Raw genomic sequence first — 18,187 nt, 5'->3', positions numbered from 1 at the left:
GAAGCCTTTGAAAGGATCACTGTTCCGGCGGGGGCGTTCAATGCCTTGCGCATCAAGTCGGTGATCGACATGACCAGCGCCGCCCATATCTCGGGTGGTGCATATTCGTACACGAAGGTTTGCTGGTGGTCCGTGGACCTGGGCCGTAACGTCAAGTGCGAGTTTGCATATGACTACCCCGAGGGAACGCCGGATACGTTTGGCAAGTCCGCGACGCAGACGATGAAGAGCTACACCAAGTGAGCTCGCACGGATCTGGCAAATGAAAAGCGGGGCCGATGGCCCCGCTTTCGTCTTGGGCTCGCAGCGCCTCAGCCCGCCAGCACCGCCGCCATCGCCTCGGCCGTGCGCTCGACGTTGCCGTTGTTCAGCCCGGCCACGCACATGCGGCCCGAGCGCAGCACGTAGACACCGAATTCGCTGCGCAGCCGCTCCACCTGCGCCGGTGTCAGGCCGGTGTAGCTGAACATGCCGCGCTGGGTCAGGAAGTAGCTGAAATCGCGGCCCGGGACCTTGGCGCTGACCACGGCGTGCAGGCGCTCGCGCATCGAACGGATGCGTGCGCGCATCGCGTCGACCTCGCCGGCCCACAGCGCGCGCAGTTCGGGCGTGCCGAGGATGGTGGCGACCAGCTGGCCGCCGTGGATCGGCGGGTTCGAGTAGTTGCGGCGCACGGTGGCCTTCAGCTGCCCCAGCACCAGCGCGGCCTGCGCCGCATCGGGGCAGACGACGCTCAGGGCGCCGCAGCGCTCGCCGTACACGCTCATGTTCTTCGAGAACGAATTGGTCACGAAGAAGGCCAGGCCGGCGTCGGTCATCGCGCGCACGGCGTAGGCGTCTTCGGCGATGCCGTCGCCGAAGCCCTGGTAGGCGAGGTCGACGAAGGCGATCAGCTCGCGTTCCTTCAGCAGCGGGATCAGCGCATCCCATTGCGCCGCCGTCAGATCGACACCGGTCGGGTTATGGCAGCAGGCGTGCAGCAGCACGACGCTCCTGGCCGGCAGCGTCGCGAGCGTGTCGCGCATCGCGTCGAAACGCAGGCCGCCGGTCGCGGCGTCGTAGTACGGGTAGGTGTGCACCGCGAGCCCGGCGCCTTCGAACACCGCCTTGTGGTTGTCCCAGGTCGGGTCGCTCAACCACACGGCGCTGCCCGGAAACCAGGTCTTGATGAAGTCGGCGCCGACCTTCAGGCCGCCGCTGGAGCCGACCGACTGCATCGTCGCGATGCGGCCGGCGGCAATCGCCGGGTGACCCTCGCCCCACAGCAGCGGCGGCACGACGCTGCGGAAGTTCGCCGCGCCCTCCATCGGCAGGTAGGGCTTGGGGCCGACCTGGCCGGCGAGCACGGCCTCGGCGCGCTGGACCGACGCCATCACCGGGATGCGGCCCGCATCGTCGAAGTAGATGCCGATCGACAGGTTGATCTTGTCCTTGCGCGGGTCCTTCTGGAAATCTTCGTTCAGCGTGAGGATCGGGTCGCCGGCATAGGGCGCGATGTGGGCAAACATGGGCAGGCTGGTGTCCGTGTGGGTCGAGAACGCGATTATCCGGCCCGCCACTCGAGCCAGGCCCCGTGCGGGTGCGAGCGCGCGAGCAGGCTGCTGCGCACGCCGCGCCGATCGTCCGGCTCGGTCAGGGCCCACCAGGTCGACGTGCCGGGCTCGGCGGTGGCCGCGGTCGCGGCGAGGCCCGTGGTGGCGGCCAGCCGATGCGCATCCTCGGCGCTGAGCCAGACCAGGCGGTATCGCTGCACCAGCGTGTGCACGCGTTCGACGTGGCGAGCCAGTTCGTCGGGCGCGAAGTAGGCCAGCACCCAACTGTTGAACAGCACCGGCGTCACCTGCGGCGGCAGCGTCCCCAGCCAGTCAGCGAGCACGGCCAGGCCGTCGTCGGCGCGCCGGACCGGGTGGCGCGCGGCGCGCGCCAGGGCCAGTGCCTGCTCGAAGCGCGCGGCGCGCTCGCGCTCGCTCGGCCACAGGCAGGCGCGCAGCCAGCGCAGGCCCGGCGCGTCGTCGAGTGCGATCGGCGCGCGGTCGACACCAAGCCGCGTCGCGAGGCGCCACGGTGTGCGGGGAGGCCGGCCGGGGCCCACCAGGCGGCAGGCCAGGCGCGGCGCGGCCGGGTCGGCCGCGCCAACGGGCTCGTCACCGAAGTCGACGGTGACGCGGTCGACCAGGAGGTTCAGGCCGGCGCTGCAACCGAAGTCGAACAGCGCCAGCGGGCGGTTGCCGTGGCGTGCGGCGATCGCCGCCAGCGCGGGCCACAGCACCGCCGAGCGGCCGGCTTCGTTGGTCTGCGTGGTGCGGGTCGCGACGCGGTCGCGCCAGGGCCCGAGCTCGGTGGCGGCGAAGTCGTCCAGCGCATCGGCGAGCGCGCCGTCCGGCAGGCGCTCGCCGCCCACGCTGGGAAAGTACGCGGCCAGCGCGGGCAGGGCCTGCCCGCGCTCGGCCAGCTCCAGCAGGCGGTCGTGCAACCCGGCCAGCAGCAAGGTGCTGCCGCGCTGCGGCGGTGGTGCCGCATTGAGCAATTCGAGCAGCAGCGGCCGCTCGGCGATCAGGCCGGCCAGTGCGCGGTACAGCGGCTCGCCGGCGCAGGATTCGGCGGCGAACCTGCGCAGGTGGCCGGCCAGCGTGGCAGGGGCGTCGGGCGCGTGCCTCAAGCGCCGGCCGCCAGCGCCGCCTCGATGTCCTTGGCCAGCTTTTCCGGCTCGTCCTGCGGCGCGTAGCGCTTGATCACCTGGCCGTCGCGGCCGACCAGGAACTTGGTGAAGTTCCACTTGATGACTTCGGTGCCGAGGAAGCCGGGCTTCTCGCCCTTGAGCCACTGCCACAGCGGGTGGGCGCCCGAGCCGTTGACCTCGATCTTGGCCATCATCGGGAAGCTGACGCCGTAGTTCATTTCGCAGAACGAGGCGATCTCGTCGTTGCTGCCCGGATCCTGCCCGCCGAACTCGTTGCTCGGGAAGCCGACGACCGCGAAACCCTGCTCGGCGTAGCGGTCGAACAGCGCCTGCAGGCCCTTGAGCTGCGGTGTGAAGCCGCATTCGCTGGCGGTGTTGACGATCAGCAGCACCTGGCCCTTGAACTTCTTCAAGGCGACCGGTTTGCCCTGGATGGTCTGGGCGCTGAAGTCATAGACGCTGGTCGGGCTGCTGCTGCTCATGGCGGGTTCTCCAGGAAAGGGCGGCGCTGATGCTAGCGCGGCCGCAAAGCCGAGCGAGCCTCAGGGCCGCAGTGCGGCCAGCACCGCGGCGCCGACGATCAGCGCGCCGCCGAGCGCCAGCGCCGGCGACAGCGTGCCGGCCCCCAGCGCCAGCGCCGAGGCGGAGGCGAACACCACCTCGGTCAGCATGATCACCGCGGTCGCATTCGCCGGCAGCCGCGCGGCGCCAAACTGCAGACCCAGGTTGCTGAGCAGGAACAGCGAGCCCAGCGCCAGCGCGAAGCCCAGCCAGCCGGGCGACAGCGCCGGCGGCGGTGCCACGCGCGCCGTGCCCAGCGCCAGCGCCAGCAGGCCGGCCACCAGCGCGCCGCCGAGGAACATCGCCAGCGCCCGCGACGATTCGCTGCGCGTCGATTCGCGCCGCAGCATCACGTTGTTGAGCGCGAAGCTGAAGCCGCCGATCAGGCCCAGTGCGTCGGTCAGCCGCAGCGGCAGCAGCGAGGTGCCGTCTTCGGGCCACAGCACGATGGCCGCGCCGGCCAGTGCCATCGCCACGCGCAGCAGCGCGGCGCGGGTGAGCGGCTCGTCCAGCAGCGCCCGCGCCAGCAGCACCGCCCACAGCGGCATCAGGTAGAACAGCAGCACGACGCGCACCACGTCGCCCACCGTCACGCCCCAGTTGAAGCTCGCGTTGGTCGTGCCCGAGGCGAGCACGATCAGCCACAGCGCCGGCGTGCGCGCCAGCTCGCGCCAGGCGGCCGGGCGCGTCGCGCCGATCACCAGCACGGCCATCAGGTAGACGCCGGTGGTCGTCCACAGCGGGTGCAGGCCGGCCTGCTCGTGCAGTTGCCGGAACGGCCACCACGAGGTGCCCCAGATCAGCGCATTGATCACCAGCGCAAGTGCCGGCCACAGCCGCGACGGGGGCATCAATGCCGATCGGAACGCGCGATGGCCAGCAGGCGCTCGACTTCGGTGCGGTGTTCCACCAGGTTGCGCTGGTGCCAGCGGCGGATCCACCACATCGTGCCCGCGACGCCGACGCCGAACACCGCGATCGTCGTGAAGGCCGTCAGGCCGACGCGGGTCATGCCGGTGTAGAACGCCCCCAGGCCGAGGATGCAGGCCTGCTCGTTGAAGTTCTGAACCGCGATCGAGCGGCCGGCGCCCATCAGGTTGTGCCCGCGGTGCTGCAGCAGGGCGTTCATGGGCACGACCAGGTAGCCGCCGATCGCGCCGAGGATGATCAGGAAGGGGGCCGCGACCCAGGCGTTCGGGATCACGTTCAGCCCGATCACCAGCACGCCCATCGCGATGCCGAGCGGGATCACGTTGGTGGCGCGGTCCAGCCGCATGTGGATCGAGGCCGCGATCGCACCGACCGCGGTGCCGATCGCGACCACGCCGACCAGCGACGAGGCCTGGGTCGTCGTGTAGCCCAGCGCGACCGCGGCCCAGGCGAACACGATCACCCGCAGGTTGCCCGACACGCCCCAGAACAGCGTCGTCGTCGCGAGCGAGATCTGGCCGAGCCGGTCGGCCCACAGCCGCGCATTGCACTGGCCGAAGTCGCGCACCAGGTCGACCACGTTGATGGTCAGCGGTTGCAGCGGGGCTTCGGTGCGCGGGATCTTGAGGTTGAACGCCGCGGCGATGATGTACAGCCCGACCATCACGGCGATCGCGGCTTCGGGCGGCGTGTCGATGCCGGTGTCGAACAGCGGCAGGTCGAAGCCCAGCAGCATCGGCGCCATGCGCGGGCCGACCAGCTGGCCGCCGAGCAGCACGCCGAGGATGATCGAGCCGATCGTCAGCCCCTCGATCCACCCGTTGGCCTTGACGAGCTGTGACGGCGGCAGCAGCTCGGTCAGGATGCCGTACTTGGCCGGCGAGTAGGCCGCGGCGCCGAGGCCGACCACGGCGTAGGCCAGCAGCGGGTGGCCGCCGAACAGCATCATCAGGCAGCCGACCACCTTGATGCTGTTCGAATAGAACATCACCTGGCCCTTGGGCACGGCGTCGGCAAAGGCGCCGACCAGCGGGGCCAGCACGACGTAGAACAGCGCGAACATCGGCGTCAGCGCCGGCACCTGCCAGCCCGGCGCGCCGGTGGTCTTCAACAGCTCGATCGCCCCGACCAGCAAAGCGTTGTCTGCCAGCGAGCTGAAGAACTGCGCTGACATGATGGTGTAGAAGCCTTTTTTCATGCGGCTGGGGTTGCCGTGCGCCTGCGGCTGGGCGCGTCGGGGCGGGGTCTCATGTCTCCGGCAGATGGGTCGAAAGCGTCGGGGTTTATAGCACGCAAGTTTTTCAGCCCCCGGCGCACGGCCCCGGCCGCCTGGGGCCGGCTGGCAGAATTCGACGCCAAGGAATCCAGCCCATGCCGCGCCCGATCGAAGCCCTGATCCACACCGATGCCCTCGCCCACAACCTGGCGCGGGCCCGCGAATGCGCGCCCGACGCGCGGGTGTGGGCGGTCGTCAAGGCCAACGCCTACGGCCACGGCATCGAGCGGGCCTATGCCGGCCTGCGTGCGGCCGACGGCTTCGCGCTGCTCGACCTGGCCGAGGCGTCGGCGCTGCGCGCGCTCGACTGGCGCGGCCCGATCCTGCTGCTCGAAGGCGTGTTCGAGCCGCGCGACCTGGAGCTGTGCTCGCGGCTGAACCTGTGGCACGTGGTGCACTGCGAGCAGCAGATCGATTGGCTCGCCGCGCACAAGACGCACCAGCCGCATCGCGTCTTCCTGAAGATGAACAGCGGCATGAACCGGCTGGGTTTCCGGCCCGGCGCCTTCCGCGCCGCCTGGGCGCGGCTGAATGCGCTGACGCAGGTCGACGAGATCGCGCTGGTCACCCACTTCTCCGACGCCGATGCCGACCGCTTCGGCCGCAACGGCATCGCGCACCAGGTGCAGGCCTTCCACGAGGCCACGCACGACCTGCCGGGCGAACGCTCGCTGGCCAACAGCGCCGCGACGCTGCGCCACGTGCAAGACCCGCGCGTGCGCGCCGACTGGGTGCGCGCCGGCATCATGAGCTACGGCGGCGTGCCCGACTTCCCCGAGCACGATGCTGCGCACTGGGGGCTGCGCCCGGCGATGACGCTGCGCTCGCGGCTGCTCGCAGTGCAGACGCTCGAGCCGGGCGAGTCGGTCGGCTATGGCAGCGCGTTCGTGGCCGAGCGGCCGATGCGCATCGGCATCGTCGCCTGTGGCTACGCCGACGGCTACCCGCGCCACGCGCCGACCGGCACGCCGATCCTGGTCGACGGCACGCGCACGACGACCGTCGGCCGCGTCTCGATGGACATGCTGGCGGTCGACCTGACGCCGGTGCCCGCCGCCCAGCCCGGCAGCCAGGTCACGCTGTGGGGCGAGGGCCCGCACGGCACGCGACTGCCGATCGACGAGGTCGCGCGCGCGGCTGGCACGATCGGCTACGAGCTGATGTGTGCGCTGGCACAGCGCGTGCCTGTCACGGTTGTTTGATTCCCAAGGCGCACTGTCATGGACCTGCCCTCGCACCAACTGTCGATGACCGTGCTGATGACGCCGGACATGGCGAACTTCAGCGGCAACGTGCACGGCGGCACGATCCTGAAGCTGCTCGACCAGGCGGCCTACGCCTGCGCCAGCCGCTACGCCGGACGCTACGTGGTCACGCTGAGCGTCGACCAGGTGATGTTCCGCCAGCCGATCCACGTCGGCGAGCTGGTGACCTTCCTCGCGGCGGTCAACCACACCGGCACCTCGTCGATGGAAATCGGCATCAAGGTCGTGGCCGAGAACATCCGCACCCAGGTCGTGCGGCATGCGAACAGCTGCTTCTTCACGATGGTGGCGGTGGACGACGACGGCAAGCCCGCGCCGGTGCCGCCGCTGCGCCCCTTCAGCGCCGACGAGAAGCGGCGCTGGGACAACGCCAAGATCCGCCGCCAGCTGCGCGCCGAGATGGAACAGCGGCAGCGCGAGATGCGCACAGCGGCGCCGCCACCGGGCGAAGCGACGACGTGAAGCCCGCGCCGCGCATCCACGAGTCCGAGGTCGAGTTCAGCGCGATCCGGGCCCAGGGTGCGGGCGGGCAGAACGTCAACAAGGTGTCGAACGCGGTCCACCTGCGCTTCGACATTCGCGCCTCGTCGCTGCCCGAGGCGCTCAAGGCGCGGCTGCTGGCCTGGCCCGATGCGCGCATCAGTGCCGAGGGCGTGGTGGTCATCAAGGCGCAGGAGCACCGCAGCCTGGTGATGAACCGGGCCGACGCGCTGGCGCGGTTGCAGGCGCTGGTCGATGCCGCGGCCTTCGTGCCGCGCGTGCGGCGGCCGACCAAACCCACGCGCGGGTCGCAGCAGCGCCGCCTGCAGGGCAAGGCCATTCGCGGCGCGGTGAAGGCCGGCCGCGGACCCGTCAAGGAATGAGGTGGCTCGCCGCCAAGCACCGTCTCAGGCGGCGCGCTTGAACGTCGCCAGCAGCGCGCCGGCCAGCACGAACAGGCTGCCGAAGACCCGGTTCAGCCCGCGCATCTGGCGCGGCGTGCGAAACAGCCCGAGCACCCGCGCGGCGAGCGCCGCATAGCCGCTCATCACGCTGAACTCGACGGCGCCGAAGGTCGCACCGATCACCAGGTACTGCGCGAGCAGCGGCTGGGCCGGGTCGACGAACTGCGGCAGCACCGCGAGCAGGAAGACGGTGCCCTTGGGGTTCACGGCGTTGACCGTCCACCCGCGCAGCACCAGCTCACGCGTGGTGGTGGTGGCGGCCGCGTCATCGTGCGCGACGAGCGGGGCCGCCGGCGCGCGCCACTGCTGGATGCCCAGCCACACCAGGTAGGCCACGCCCAGCCACTTGACGACGGCGAACGCGGTGCCCGAGGTGGCGAGCAGCGCGCCCAGGCCGACACCAACGATGGCCAGCTGGGTCCAGACGCCTAGCGCGAGACCGAAGGCGATGCGCTGGCCGCGCCGGAAGCCGTGGTTCAGGCCGGCGCCCATCGCGGCGATCGCGCCCGGGCCGGGCGACAGGCTGATCGCCACGGTGGCGAGGAAGAAGGTGATCCAGGTGCCGAGTTCCACGCGCCAGTGCTCCGATGCGGCCGCCCGGGGCCGGGAGCCGGCAGTGTAGAAGGAGGCGCTTGTCCCGCGTCGGCGCGGGGGCGGGTGTCAGTCGTCCAGGCCGACCAGCGCCAGCACCTGCTCGACGACGTCGCCGGTCATCGGACTGCGGAACAAGCGCACGCCGGACTGGTCGGCGCGCCTGCGCGTCGCGGCCGTGCCGGGCTCGGCGAGCAGCGCGACCTGACAGGCCGGCCGGTCCTGGCGCAGGCGCTGCGCCAGGGCCAGGCCGGCCTCGCCGGCCAGCTCGACGATCACCAGGTCGAAGCCGCCCTCGGCCACGGCGGCCAGCGCGCTGATGCCATCGTTCGCCTCCTCGACCCGCGCGTCCGGCCAGCGGTTGCGGATCAGGCAGGCGGCGTGCATGCGAGAGGCGGCGCGGGCGTCGACCACCAGGATGGTCGGGGCGAGAACGATGGCTGTGCTCATGGCGTTTCGAGGGGCGGGCCCGCGAGTAGGGGAGATGTGCGAACGGATGATCTGCCGCGCGGGCTGACAATGAACGCGGGAAACGCGACCCTTCGCGCCCGTTTTTCACGAATGAGCAAAGTCAAGTCGATCTACGTCTGCAGCCAGTGCGGCGGCACCAGCCCGCGCTGGCTGGGCCAGTGCCCGCACTGCCGCGCCTGGAACACGCTGGAGGAATCGGTGGCGGAGAGCACCACCGGGCCGGCCAAGAACCGCTTCCAGTCGCTCGCCAAGCCGCAACCGGTGGCCACGCTGAGCGAGATTGAGGCGGCCGAGGTGGCCCGCACGCCGACCGGGCTCGAAGAGCTCGACCGCGTGCTCGGCGGCGGCATCGTCGAGGGCGGCGTGGTGCTGATCGGCGGCGACCCGGGCATCGGAAAGAGCACGCTGCTGCTCCAGGCGGCCGACGCGCTGGCGGGGCAGATGAAGGTGCTCTACGTGACCGGCGAGGAATCCGGCGCGCAGGTGGCGTTGCGTGCGCACCGGCTGGGCCTGCCGGGCAAGGCGCTGCGGGTGCTGGCCGAGATCAACCTCGAGCGCATCCTGGCGACGATCGAGGCCGAGCGGCCGGCGTTCTGCGTGATCGACTCGATCCAGACGCTGTATTCGGAGCAGCTTTCGAGCGCCCCCGGCTCGGTGGCCCAGGTGCGCGAATGCGCGGCGCAGCTGACGCGCACCGCCAAGGCAGCCGGTTGCACGGTGGTGCTGGTGGGCCACGTGACGAAAGAGGGGGCGCTGGCCGGCCCGCGCGTGCTCGAGCACATCGTCGACACGGTGCTGTACTTCGAGGGCGACACGCATTCGAGCTTCCGCCTGGTGCGGGCGATCAAGAACCGCTTCGGCGCGGTCAACGAGATCGGCGTGTTCGCGATGACCGAGAAGGGGCTCAAGGGCGTCAGCAACCCGAGCGCGATCTTCCTGTCGACCCATGGCGAGCCGGTGCCGGGCTCCTGCGTGATGGTTACGCTGGAGGGCACGCGGCCGATGCTGGTCGAGATCCAGGCCCTGGTCGACTCCGGCGGGCCCAGCCCGCGCCGGCTCTCCGTCGGGCTGGAGCGTGACCGCCTGGCGATGCTGCTCGCGGTGCTGCACCGGCACGCCGGCATCGCCTGCCTGGACCAGGACGTGTTCGTCAACGCGGTCGGCGGGGTGCGCATCAGCGAGCCGGCGGCCGACCTGGCGGTGCTGCTGGCGATCCGCAGCAGCCTGGCCGGCAAGCCGCTGCCGCGCGGCTTCGTCGCTTTCGGCGAGGTCGGCCTGGCGGGCGAGGTGCGGCCGGCGCCGCGCGGCCAGGAGCGGCTGAAGGAGGCGGCCAAGCTCGGTTTCTCGGTCGCGCTGGTGCCCAAGGCGAACGCGCCGAAGAAGCCGATCGAAGGCCTCGCGATCCACCCGGTCGAGCGCATCGAGCAGGCGATCGACGTCCTGCGCGAGCTAAGCTAGGCCCATGAACGGAATCGCCACGCGCTGGGCTGTCCTGTCCGACATCCACGGCAACCTGCCGGCGCTCGAAGCCGTGCTGGCGGTGATGCGCGCCGAGGGCATCGAGCAGGTCGTGCAGCTCGGCGACGCGCTGTCCGGCCCGCTGTGGCCGGCCGAGACGGCCGACCGGCTGATCGCGCTCGGCTGGCCAGCGATCGCCGGCAACCACGAGCGGCAGATGCTCACCCAGCCGCGCGAGCGCATGGGCGCCAGCGACGCCCATGCCGCCGCGCGCCTGAACGACACGCATTGGGCCTGGCTGCGCGACCAGCCTCCCACGCGCTGGTTGAATGCCGACATCTTCTGCTGCCACGGCACGCCGACGGACGACCTGAGCTATTTCCTCGACACCGTGATTCCAGAATATGGCCGGCACGGCTCGCCCGGCGTGCGCCGCGCGACGGCCGACGAGCTCGCCGAGCGGTTGGGGGCCGTGCGCGCGCCGGTCGTGTTGTGCGGCCACACCCATTTGCCGGGCCTGGCCAGCGTGGCCGGCTGCGTGCTCGCCAACCCCGGCAGCGTCGGCTTGCCGGCCTTCGACGACGAGCGCCCATACCGCCACCACGCCGAGACCGGCAGCCCGCTGGCACGCTGGGCGGTGGTCGAGTGCGATGCGCAGGGTTTCGGCGTCGCCCTGCGTGCCACGCCCTACGACCACGACGCCGCGGCGCGGCAGGCCGAGGCGAACGGCCGCGGCGACTGGGCCGATGCGCTGCGCACGGGCCGGGTCGGCCGGACCGAACACGAGGTGCTGGCGTCGGCCGGCAAGGCAGAAGGGGACGCCGCATGAACCGCGACGCGGTGCTGAGCTGGACACTGGGCGTGGCCGCCGTGGCGGTGGGCTATGTGCAGTGGGGGTGGCAGGGCGTGGTGTTCGCCACCACCATCGTGGTCTTCTGGATGCTGCTGCAGTTCAGCCGGGCGCTGCGCGCGATGCGCGAGGCTGCCGCCGCACCGGTCGGCTCGGTGCCCAGCGCGGTGATGCTGCACGCGAAGCTGCGCGCCGGCATGAGGCTGACCCAGCTGCTGCGCCTCGCAGGCAGCCTGGGCCGCCGGGTGACCCACGAACCACAGGAGGTCTATGAGTGGGCCGACGCCTCGGGCGCCTGCCTGCGCGCCGAGTTCGACGGCGGCCGGCTGGCTCGCTGGGACTTGCGCCGCCTGCCCGAGGCGGTCGCGAGCGCCCAAACACAAACGCCGGCGGGGTGAGCCGCCGGCGTTCGGTGGGATGGACGACCGTCGAGCGCCCTTCAGCCGCCCAAACGCCGCCGGCGAACCGCGGACGCGCCCAGGACCACCAGGCCGCTCAGGAACATCGCGTAGGCACCGGGCTCAGGCACGGCGACGGCCTGGTACCACGCGCTGGTCGTGCCACCGTAGTCGATGCCCTGCACATGGGCGGCAAAGTCGGTGAAGTGGCCCGCGCCGCCGATCCAGGTCCAGCTGACCGTTTCATCGTCGGTCAGGCGGGCCTTCTTCTTGTCGGTGAAGTCGAAGCGGAATTCCCAGCTCCCGTTGGGGCCGCCGCCCTTGGCCATCCTGACCGGGGCGTCGCCGCTGACGCTGCCGACGCTCCCGACGCGGTCCCCATCGACGGCCAGCGCGCCGAGGAAGGGCTGGGTGCCGTCGAACAGATCCAGGCCGTGGGCGTCGAGCGTGAACTGGACGTCGCTGCCGGACAGGGTGGCGCTCAGGGTGGCGAAGTCGAGCTGCTCGGGCGCACCGTCGCCCGACAGCAGCTGGCCGAATTCGTAGACGGTGGTCTGTGCGCTGGCCTGCAAGGGTGCAGCCGCCAACACCGCGGCGGCGACGGCACACAGGGCGAGGTGGTGTTGCAGTTTCATGGTCAAACCCCCCACGGGAGCCGAAGACTAGGCAGAGCAATACGGAGGCCGCACTGCCCCCAACTCCGGCATTGGTTCAAAGCGTAACAGGATGTTCGAGGCCTCAGCATCATCAAGCCTCAACGTTTTGTGCAGACGATTTCGCTTGTCCTGTCAAGGAATTTCATCGCGGTCGGCGCCGCCGCGCCATGACGCCGATCACGCCAAGGCCCGCGAGCATCAATGCATACGAACTCGGCTCCGGGACCGCCAGCGTCGCGTCGTACCAGGCATTGGTGGTATCGCCGTACGAAATGCCCTTGACGTGCAATGCGAAGTCGTCGAAATGACCGGCGCCGCCGACCCAGGTCCAGGAGACGACCTCGTTGTCGAGCAGCTTGCCGGTGGTGTCGCTGAAGTCGAACTTGAACTCGAACGAACCGTCGGGGCCGTCGCCCTTGCCCATCGTGACGTTGGCGTCGCCGTTCACATCGGATACGGCACCGGTCTTCAGCCCATCGACCGCCATGGCGCCGATCCACGGCTCGGTGCCGTTGAACTGGTCCAGGCCGTAGGCATCGAGCGTGAACAGGACATCGTCACCGACGACGCTGGTCGTCAAGGTGGCAAAGCTGGCGGTCAGCGGCGCGCCATCTCCCAGGATCAACGAGCCGAAATCGTAACTTTCGGCCGACGCCGGCGCCGATGCGAGCGCGGTGGCTCCGAAGGCCAGGGCGCCGAGCGCGCGGTGCAGAGACAGACGCATCCATACCTCCATCGAATTTGAGTTGCTCGCCGCCCGTCACGCTGTGAAGTCATTCCGCTACGGCCTGTGCACCAGTGTGCTGAAAAGCCTCTGGTGTTAGAAGGTGTAAGGCCGGTTCGAGTTAGGGGGACCGCCGGGGCTGTGGCGAGGACCCAACCTGATGGTGTGATGGATTGCACAGACTTGTGGAATCGTCACGACGCAGCCGGTTGGGTCGGCGCTTGAGCAGAGTCGGGGTCGGCCCGCCGCAGCCCCCTAAAATCGCCCCTTCCGCTCGTTGCCCGGACGAGCCCCACCACACGAGGAAGAGCGCCATGGGAATGGACGACCGCGACGGCAAGATCTGGATGGACGGGCAGATGGTGGACTGGCGCGACGCCAAGATCCACGTGCTCAGCCACACGCTGCACTATGGCTGCGGCGCATTCGAGGGCGTGCGCGCCTACGACGCCGTCGGCGGCACCGCGATCTTCCGCCTGCGCGAGCACACCGAACGGCTGTTCAATTCGGCCAAGATCCTGCGCATGAAGATCCCCTTCTCGATGCAGCAGGTGATGGACGCGCAGTGCGCCGTGGTGCGCGACAACCAGCTGGCCAGCGGTTACATCCGCCCGCTGATCTGGATCGGTTCCGAGAAGCTGGGCGTCAGCCCCAAGGGCAACACGGTGCACCTGATGGTCGCCGCCTGGCCCTGGGGCGCCTACCTGGGCGAGGAGGGCATGAAGCGCGGCATCCGCGTGAAGACCTCGAGCTTCACGCGCCACCACGTGAACATCACGATGACCCAGGCGAAGACGGTGAGCAACTACACCAACTCGATCCTGGCCAACATGGAAGCCACCGACGACGGCTACGACGAGGCGCTGCTGCTCGACCCGTCGGGCTTCGTCAGCGAAGGCGCGGGCGAGAACCTGTTCATCGTCAAGAACGGCGTGGTCTACACGCCGGATCTGTCCGCCGGCGCGCTCAACGGCATTACCCGCAACACCATCCTCGCGATCTGCCAGGACCTGGGCCTGAAGCTGGTCGAAAAGCGCATCACCCGCGACGAGGTCTACATCTGCGACGAGGCCTTCTTCACCGGCACCGCGGCCGAGGTGACGCCGATTCGCGAGCTCGACCGCGTCGAGCTGGGCGCCGGCATGCGCGGGCCCGTCACCGAGAAGATCCAGACGGCGTTCTTCGACATCGTCAACGGCCGCAACCCGAAGTACGCCGAGTGGCTGACGCGGGTCTGATCGGCCCCGAACCCTTTTCGCCGCGAGAACATCCGACATGAGCACCGTTACCTCGTCCGCCGCCGTGGTGGAAGTCACCGCCAAGGACCTGCACGGCCCCGGCGCCGTGTTCTGCCCGAACCCGAAGATGCCGCTGTGGAGCAACCACCCGCGGGTCTTCATCGACCTGGCGCACGACGGCGAAGGCAAGTGCCCGTACTGCGGCACCGTCTACCGCCTGAAGGCCGGCGAGAAGCTCGGCGGCGGCCACTGACCGGCGGCCCCACCGAAAGCCCCGACGGCGGCAGGCGCGACTGGAGACGAACCGACGCGCAATGGCTGCCCGCCGCCCCACTTCCCTGCCGTCCGAGCGTGCCGTCTGGGCCGAAGCTCAGGCTGCGCTGCTGGATCAGCTGCGCAGCGGTGACGCGGCCCACGCGCTGAATCGCCTGGCGCGCGCCGGCGCCCAGCTGCTGCGCGGCGGCTTCTGCCGCATCGAGGCGCTGCACGAGGGCCAGCCGGTCGCCGACGGCGTGTTCGAGGCGGCCCGCCCGCGGCAAGCGGCCGGCGAGGCGGCGACGCGCCCCTGGCAAGCCGCGCTCGTGCACCTGGGCATGCCGGTGGGCATCCTGCAGGGGCGTGTACCGACTGGCATCGACGACGCGGCCCTGGCGCCGCACCTGCAGCCGCTGCTCGAGGCGGCCGCCGCCCTGCTGGCGAGCTGGCTCTCGCGGCGCGACGACCTGAGCAGCGACCCGCTGTCGCCGGTGCGCGCCGCGATGCGCGAGGGCGGCATCTTCGTCTGGGAGTGGGATCTCGCCACCGATTCGCTTGGCGACATCGACGAGGGCGGCCGCATGCTGGGCTATGCGCCCAACGTGATCGGCCACACCCAGGCCGATTGGGACAAGCTGATCCACCCCGACGACTTCGACCTGGTCGAAGACGCCTACCAAGCCCATGCGCGCGGCGAGACCGACAGCTTCCATGCCGTGTACCGCGCCAAGGCGGCCGACGGCAGCTGGCGCTGGGTCGAGGAGCGCGGCCGCGTGGTCGAGCGTGATGCCCAGGGCCGGCCGACGCGCATGTTCGGCACGCAGAGCGACGCGACGACGCAGCACGAGCTCGCGCAGGCGCGGCAGGACCAGCTCGCCGCAGAGGCCGCGAACGCCGCAAAGTCGCAGTTCCTGTCGCGCGTCAGCCATGAGCTGCGCACGCCGCTGAACGCCGTGCTCGGCTTCGCTCAATTGCTCGAGGTCGACCGCGGCGAGCCGCTGACGCCCGGCCAGCGGCGCCGCGTGCAGCTGATCCGCCAGGCGGGCGACTACCTGCTGGCGATGATCGGCGACCTGCTGGACCTGTCGCTGGTCGAGTCCGGCCGGCTGCCGATGCAGGCTGAAGCCGTGCCGCTCGCGCCGCTGGCGCGCGACTGCCTCGACCTGCTGCGCAGCCAAGCTGCGGCGGCCGGCGTGGTGCTGGCCCAGGGCGTCGTGCGCGCCGGCCTGGTCGTGCGCGCCGACGCGATGCGCCTGAAGCAGGTGTTGATCAACCTGCTGACCAACGGCATCAAGTACAACCGGCCCGGCGGCAGCGTCGAGTTCACCGCGCGCGTCGACGGCGAGCGCTGCGTGATCGACATCCGCGACTCGGGCATCGGCTTGCCGGAAGACCAGCTCGACAAGCTGTTCCAGCCCTTTCAGCGGCTGGGCCGGGAGAGCGGCGCGGTCGAGGGCTCGGGCATCGGACTGGCGCTGTCGCACGCGCTGGTGCAGGCCATGGGCGGCCAGCTCACGGCGCACCCGCTGCCGCCGGCAGAAGGCCCGGGCACGATCTTTCGCCTCGACCTGCCGCTCGCGCCGCGTTGAGCCGGGTCAGCCCAGGTGCCGGCGCAGCGCCAGCAGGCACTGCACCTGGCGCGCGATCGGCTCGGGCACGGCCACGCGGCCATCCAGCATCGCGCGGATCGTCTCGGCGGTGCCGGCGGCGTCGATGCCGCCGGGCAACTCCGGCAGGGCGGCCAGCGAGCCGCCCTGCGGCTCGACCGAGAGGGATTCGTCGAGAACGCCGCCGACGAAACACTTCAGCGCCGGCAGCCGGCGCGCATCGGCCACCGGCTCGCCCTCGGTGCCGCGCAGCAGCAGCGCGCTGGCCTGCGTCAGCGTGAGGAACTCGGCCAGGCTGGTCGCGTACTCGGGGTGGGTGTGGTTGACGACCCGCAGCGCGTGGGGAACCGCCGGCAGCAGCTTGGCCAGCGTGTGGCCCGAGTTGCGCAGGCCGAGCACCGCGCGCAGCGCCAGCAGGCCGGCCAGCGAGGGGTGCAGCGCATCGATCGGCATGAAGACCGGCTGGCCGGCGGCCCAGCGGGCTTCGGCCTCGGCGGCGGTGCGCAGCGGCGGCAGGCCGAGCGCGTCGAACACCTGGGCGCTGGTCGTGCGGGTCGCATCCGTGAGCGGCCCGTGCACCAGCACCGGCACGCCCTCGCGCGCCAGCAGCAGCGCGAGCAGCGGCGTCAGGTTCGGCAGCTTGCGCGCGCCGTTGTAGCTGGGCAGCACGACCGCCGGCGAGGTGGAGTGCAGTGCCAGCGTGCGCGGCACGACGGCGTCCATGAAGCCGGCGAGTTCTTCGGGCGTTTCGCCCTTGATGCGCATCGCCAGCGCAAAGCCGCCTTTCTCGAGGTCGCTCAACTGCCCGTCGAGCAGCCGGCTCATCAGGTCGAAGGCCTTGTCGCGCGGCAGCGCGCGGGCGCCGTCCTTGCCGCGGCCGATTTCCTTCAGGTACGGGGCGATGCTCATGCCCGGATTGTCACGCCGCCATCGCGCCGGGCACCACCTGGATGATCTTGCGCAGCGCCGGCAGGCAGGAACCGCAGTTCGTGCCGCATTTCAAGCGGCCTTGAAGCTGCTCGAGGCGCTCGTCCGGCGAGCCGTTGCAGCGGCCCAGCTCGGCGCGGATGGCCGCCTCGCCGACGTTGAAGCAGGTGCAGACCTGTGGGCTGCGCGGGGCGGCCGATTGGCGCGCGAACGTGCCGGGAGCGAGCAGCTGGCGGCCGGGGGCGGGCAGGGTCTGATCGGCTTCGAGCAGGGTGCGCAGCCAGGCCTCGCCGCTGGTGTCGCCGGCCACCCAGAAGCCTTGCAGCCGCTCGGCGCCGTCGGCATCGCGCGAGACCCGCAGCGCGCGCTGCTGGCCGCGGCGCGCGTCGTGGTAAGCCAGCACGCCGGCCTGGGCCAGGCCGAAGGCAGCGCGCAGCGGGGCGAGCACCGCGTCGCTGGGCGCCTCGATGGCGGCGGCGCGCAGCAGCAGGCCGACGCGGCCGGTGCTGCCCGCCGGGGCATCGACCTCTCGACTCGGCCGTGCATCGGCTTCTCGACCAAAAGGCAGCAGGCTCGCATGCCCGAACAGCGCCAGCCGAGGCTTCAGTCGCTCGCGCAGCGCGAGCGCCTCGTCGGCCGGCAGCCAGGCCATCGCGGTCAATCGCCATGGCAACGTGACCTTGTCGATCGCCACGGCGGCGTGCTTGAGCTCGGGCTGCTTGGATTGCGGGCACAGCGCCGGCGTCGTCAGCGCGTTCACCCCGGTCAGCGGCCGGCCTTGCGCATCGTGGCCGGACAGCACCTCCTGGCCCCAGTGCATCGCAATGAAGGCCTGGGTCGGCGCGATGGCGTCGTTCGCACGCACCGGCAGCACGACCTGCCCGCGGCGCGAGCGCACGCGCACCAGCTCGCCGTCGGCCAGCTTCAGCCGCTGCAGATCCTGCGGGTGCAGGTCGATGCAGGGCAGGCTGTCGTGCCCGTACAGGCGGCCCAGCGTGCCGGTGCGGCTCATGCCGTGCCACTGGTCGCGCAGCCGGCCGGTGTTCAGGCTGAAGGGGTAGCGCGCGTCGCGTGGCTCGGCCAGCGGCGCGAACGGCACATCGGCAAAGCGCGCGCGGCCGTCGGCGGTGGGGAAGATGCCGTCCTCGTACAGGCGAGCCTTGCCCAGGCGGGTGGCGGAAGGGCAGGGCCACTGCTGCGGGCCCTGCTGCTCCAGCAGCGCATAGCTCAGGCCGGTGATGTCGAGGTCGCGGCCGCGGGTCGACGCGCGGTGCTCCAGCCAGACCGATTCGGGCGTCGGGTAGTCGAACAGCGCGGCGCGCTCGGGCGCGATGCGCGCGGCCAGGCGGCGCGCGA

The 18,187-nt window shown here is 71.0% G+C and carries 20 protein-coding genes and 1 pseudogene; 10 read left to right on the top strand and 11 right to left on the bottom strand.

Annotated elements, in window-relative coordinates:
- A pseudogene (locus VJ693_RS08710) lies at positions 1-243 on the top strand (hypothetical protein); the annotation flags it as partial.
- 68 nt (positions 244-311) lie between these two features.
- Here the strand turns inward: VJ693_RS08710 and VJ693_RS08705 are convergent.
- From VJ693_RS08705 to lplT, 5 genes are read right to left on the bottom strand one after another with little or no spacing between them, the layout of a single operon-like run.
- Positions 312-1,508 carry an amino acid aminotransferase gene (locus VJ693_RS08705; RefSeq protein WP_324153324.1) on the bottom strand — a complete coding sequence of 399 codons (1,197 nt, stop codon included), beginning with the start codon at positions 1,506-1,508 and terminating at the stop codon, positions 312-314.
- Between the two features lie 35 nt (positions 1,509-1,543).
- Positions 1,544-2,659 (bottom strand): DUF2332 domain-containing protein, encoded by a 1,116-nt coding sequence (locus VJ693_RS08700; protein WP_324153323.1) that lies wholly within the window; start codon positions 2,657-2,659, stop codon positions 1,544-1,546.
- Positions 2,656-3,162, bottom strand: coding sequence for a glutathione peroxidase (locus VJ693_RS08695; protein ID WP_324153321.1), 507 nt, complete (start codon positions 3,160-3,162; stop codon positions 2,656-2,658). The genes VJ693_RS08700 and VJ693_RS08695 overlap by 4 nt, the downstream gene beginning before the upstream one ends.
- Before the next feature lie 60 nt (positions 3,163-3,222).
- The gene (locus VJ693_RS08690; RefSeq protein WP_324153320.1) at positions 3,223-4,092 is read right to left on the bottom strand and encodes a DMT family transporter; all 870 of its coding nucleotides are present in this window, start codon (positions 4,090-4,092) and stop codon (positions 3,223-3,225) included.
- Complete coding sequence (gene lplT, locus VJ693_RS08685) at positions 4,092-5,369, bottom strand: lysophospholipid transporter LplT (protein WP_324153318.1); 1,278 nt, start codon at positions 5,367-5,369, stop codon at positions 4,092-4,094. The genes VJ693_RS08690 and lplT overlap by 1 nt, the downstream gene beginning before the upstream one ends.
- A gap of 173 nt (positions 5,370-5,542) precedes the next feature.
- Here lplT and alr point away from each other — a divergent pair, with 173 nt between their 5' ends.
- Genes alr through arfB form a run of 3 tightly spaced genes read left to right on the top strand, consistent with a single transcriptional unit; the run spans position 5,543 to position 7,575 of the window.
- Complete coding sequence (gene alr, locus VJ693_RS08680) at positions 5,543-6,649, top strand: alanine racemase (RefSeq protein ID WP_324153316.1); 1,107 nt, start codon at positions 5,543-5,545, stop codon at positions 6,647-6,649.
- An 18-nt stretch (positions 6,650-6,667) separates the two neighbouring features.
- Positions 6,668-7,174: an acyl-CoA thioesterase gene (locus VJ693_RS08675; RefSeq protein ID WP_324153314.1), complete on the top strand. Its 507-nt coding sequence runs from the start codon at positions 6,668-6,670 to the stop codon at positions 7,172-7,174.
- The gene (gene arfB, locus VJ693_RS08670) at positions 7,171-7,575 is read left to right on the top strand and encodes an alternative ribosome rescue aminoacyl-tRNA hydrolase ArfB (RefSeq protein ID WP_324153313.1); all 405 of its coding nucleotides are present in this window, start codon (positions 7,171-7,173) and stop codon (positions 7,573-7,575) included. Before VJ693_RS08675 ends, arfB begins: the two co-directional genes overlap by 4 nt.
- A 24-nt stretch (positions 7,576-7,599) precedes the next feature.
- Here the strand turns inward: arfB and rhtB are convergent, their stop codons facing one another.
- Together rhtB and VJ693_RS08660 are read right to left on the bottom strand one after the other, a co-directional pair.
- A complete protein-coding gene (gene rhtB / locus VJ693_RS08665; protein ID WP_324153312.1) occupies positions 7,600-8,229 on the bottom strand; it encodes a homoserine/homoserine lactone efflux protein in 630 nt (209 codons plus the stop codon).
- Positions 8,230-8,316: 87 nt separating this feature from the next.
- Positions 8,317-8,697 (bottom strand): response regulator, encoded by a 381-nt coding sequence (locus tag VJ693_RS08660; protein WP_324153310.1) that lies wholly within the window; start codon positions 8,695-8,697, stop codon positions 8,317-8,319.
- 111 nt (positions 8,698-8,808) lie between these two features.
- On the opposite strand from VJ693_RS08660, the gene radA reads away from it, so the two are divergent.
- The 3 genes from radA to VJ693_RS08645 are packed head-to-tail and all read left to right on the top strand — an operon-like array spanning position 8,809 to position 11,424.
- On the top strand, positions 8,809-10,176 hold the full coding sequence (gene radA, locus VJ693_RS08655) for a DNA repair protein RadA (protein WP_324153308.1): 1,368 nt from the start codon (positions 8,809-8,811) through the stop codon (positions 10,174-10,176).
- 4 nt (positions 10,177-10,180) lie between these two features.
- Positions 10,181-11,005, top strand: coding sequence for a metallophosphoesterase family protein (locus VJ693_RS08650; RefSeq protein WP_324153307.1), 825 nt, complete (start codon positions 10,181-10,183; stop codon positions 11,003-11,005).
- Complete coding sequence (locus tag VJ693_RS08645; RefSeq protein ID WP_324153305.1) at positions 11,002-11,424, top strand: hypothetical protein; 423 nt, start codon at positions 11,002-11,004, stop codon at positions 11,422-11,424. The genes VJ693_RS08650 and VJ693_RS08645 overlap by 4 nt, the downstream gene beginning before the upstream one ends.
- A 41-nt stretch (positions 11,425-11,465) precedes the next feature.
- On the opposite strand, the gene VJ693_RS08640 is transcribed toward VJ693_RS08645, so the two are convergent.
- Together VJ693_RS08640 and VJ693_RS08635 are read right to left on the bottom strand one after the other, a co-directional pair.
- Positions 11,466-12,059: a PEP-CTERM sorting domain-containing protein gene (locus VJ693_RS08640; protein WP_324153304.1), complete on the bottom strand. Its 594-nt coding sequence runs from the start codon at positions 12,057-12,059 to the stop codon at positions 11,466-11,468.
- 163 nt (positions 12,060-12,222) lie between these two features.
- The gene (locus tag VJ693_RS08635) at positions 12,223-12,804 is read right to left on the bottom strand and encodes a PEP-CTERM sorting domain-containing protein (protein ID WP_324153303.1); all 582 of its coding nucleotides are present in this window, start codon (positions 12,802-12,804) and stop codon (positions 12,223-12,225) included.
- 314 nt (positions 12,805-13,118) lie between these two features.
- Between VJ693_RS08635 and VJ693_RS08630 the strand changes: the two genes are divergently transcribed.
- The 3 genes from VJ693_RS08630 (at position 13,119) to VJ693_RS08620 (ending at position 15,886) form a co-directional block, all read left to right on the top strand.
- On the top strand, positions 13,119-14,042 hold the full coding sequence (locus VJ693_RS08630) for a branched-chain amino acid transaminase (RefSeq protein ID WP_324153301.1): 924 nt from the start codon (positions 13,119-13,121) through the stop codon (positions 14,040-14,042).
- 37 nt (positions 14,043-14,079) lie between these two features.
- Complete coding sequence (locus VJ693_RS08625) at positions 14,080-14,295, top strand: zinc-finger domain-containing protein (protein ID WP_324153300.1); 216 nt, start codon at positions 14,080-14,082, stop codon at positions 14,293-14,295.
- A 61-nt stretch (positions 14,296-14,356) separates the two neighbouring features.
- Positions 14,357-15,886: a sensor histidine kinase gene (locus tag VJ693_RS08620; RefSeq protein ID WP_324153298.1), complete on the top strand. Its 1,530-nt coding sequence runs from the start codon at positions 14,357-14,359 to the stop codon at positions 15,884-15,886.
- A 6-nt stretch (positions 15,887-15,892) separates the two neighbouring features.
- Here VJ693_RS08620 and ybiB read toward each other — a convergent pair whose 3' ends face one another.
- Complete coding sequence (gene ybiB, locus VJ693_RS08615; RefSeq protein ID WP_324153297.1) at positions 15,893-16,813, bottom strand: DNA-binding protein YbiB; 921 nt, start codon at positions 16,811-16,813, stop codon at positions 15,893-15,895.
- A 10-nt stretch (positions 16,814-16,823) separates the two neighbouring features.
- On the bottom strand, positions 16,824-18,187 hold a 1,364-nt coding region (locus VJ693_RS08610), incomplete at its 5' end, for a molybdopterin dinucleotide binding domain-containing protein (RefSeq protein ID WP_324153295.1).

It is taken from the genome of Ideonella sp. (assembly GCF_035254525.1).
Classification (GTDB): domain Bacteria; phylum Pseudomonadota; class Gammaproteobacteria; order Burkholderiales; family Burkholderiaceae_C; genus Ideonella.
This window is presented reverse-complemented; position numbering and strand designations above follow the sequence as displayed.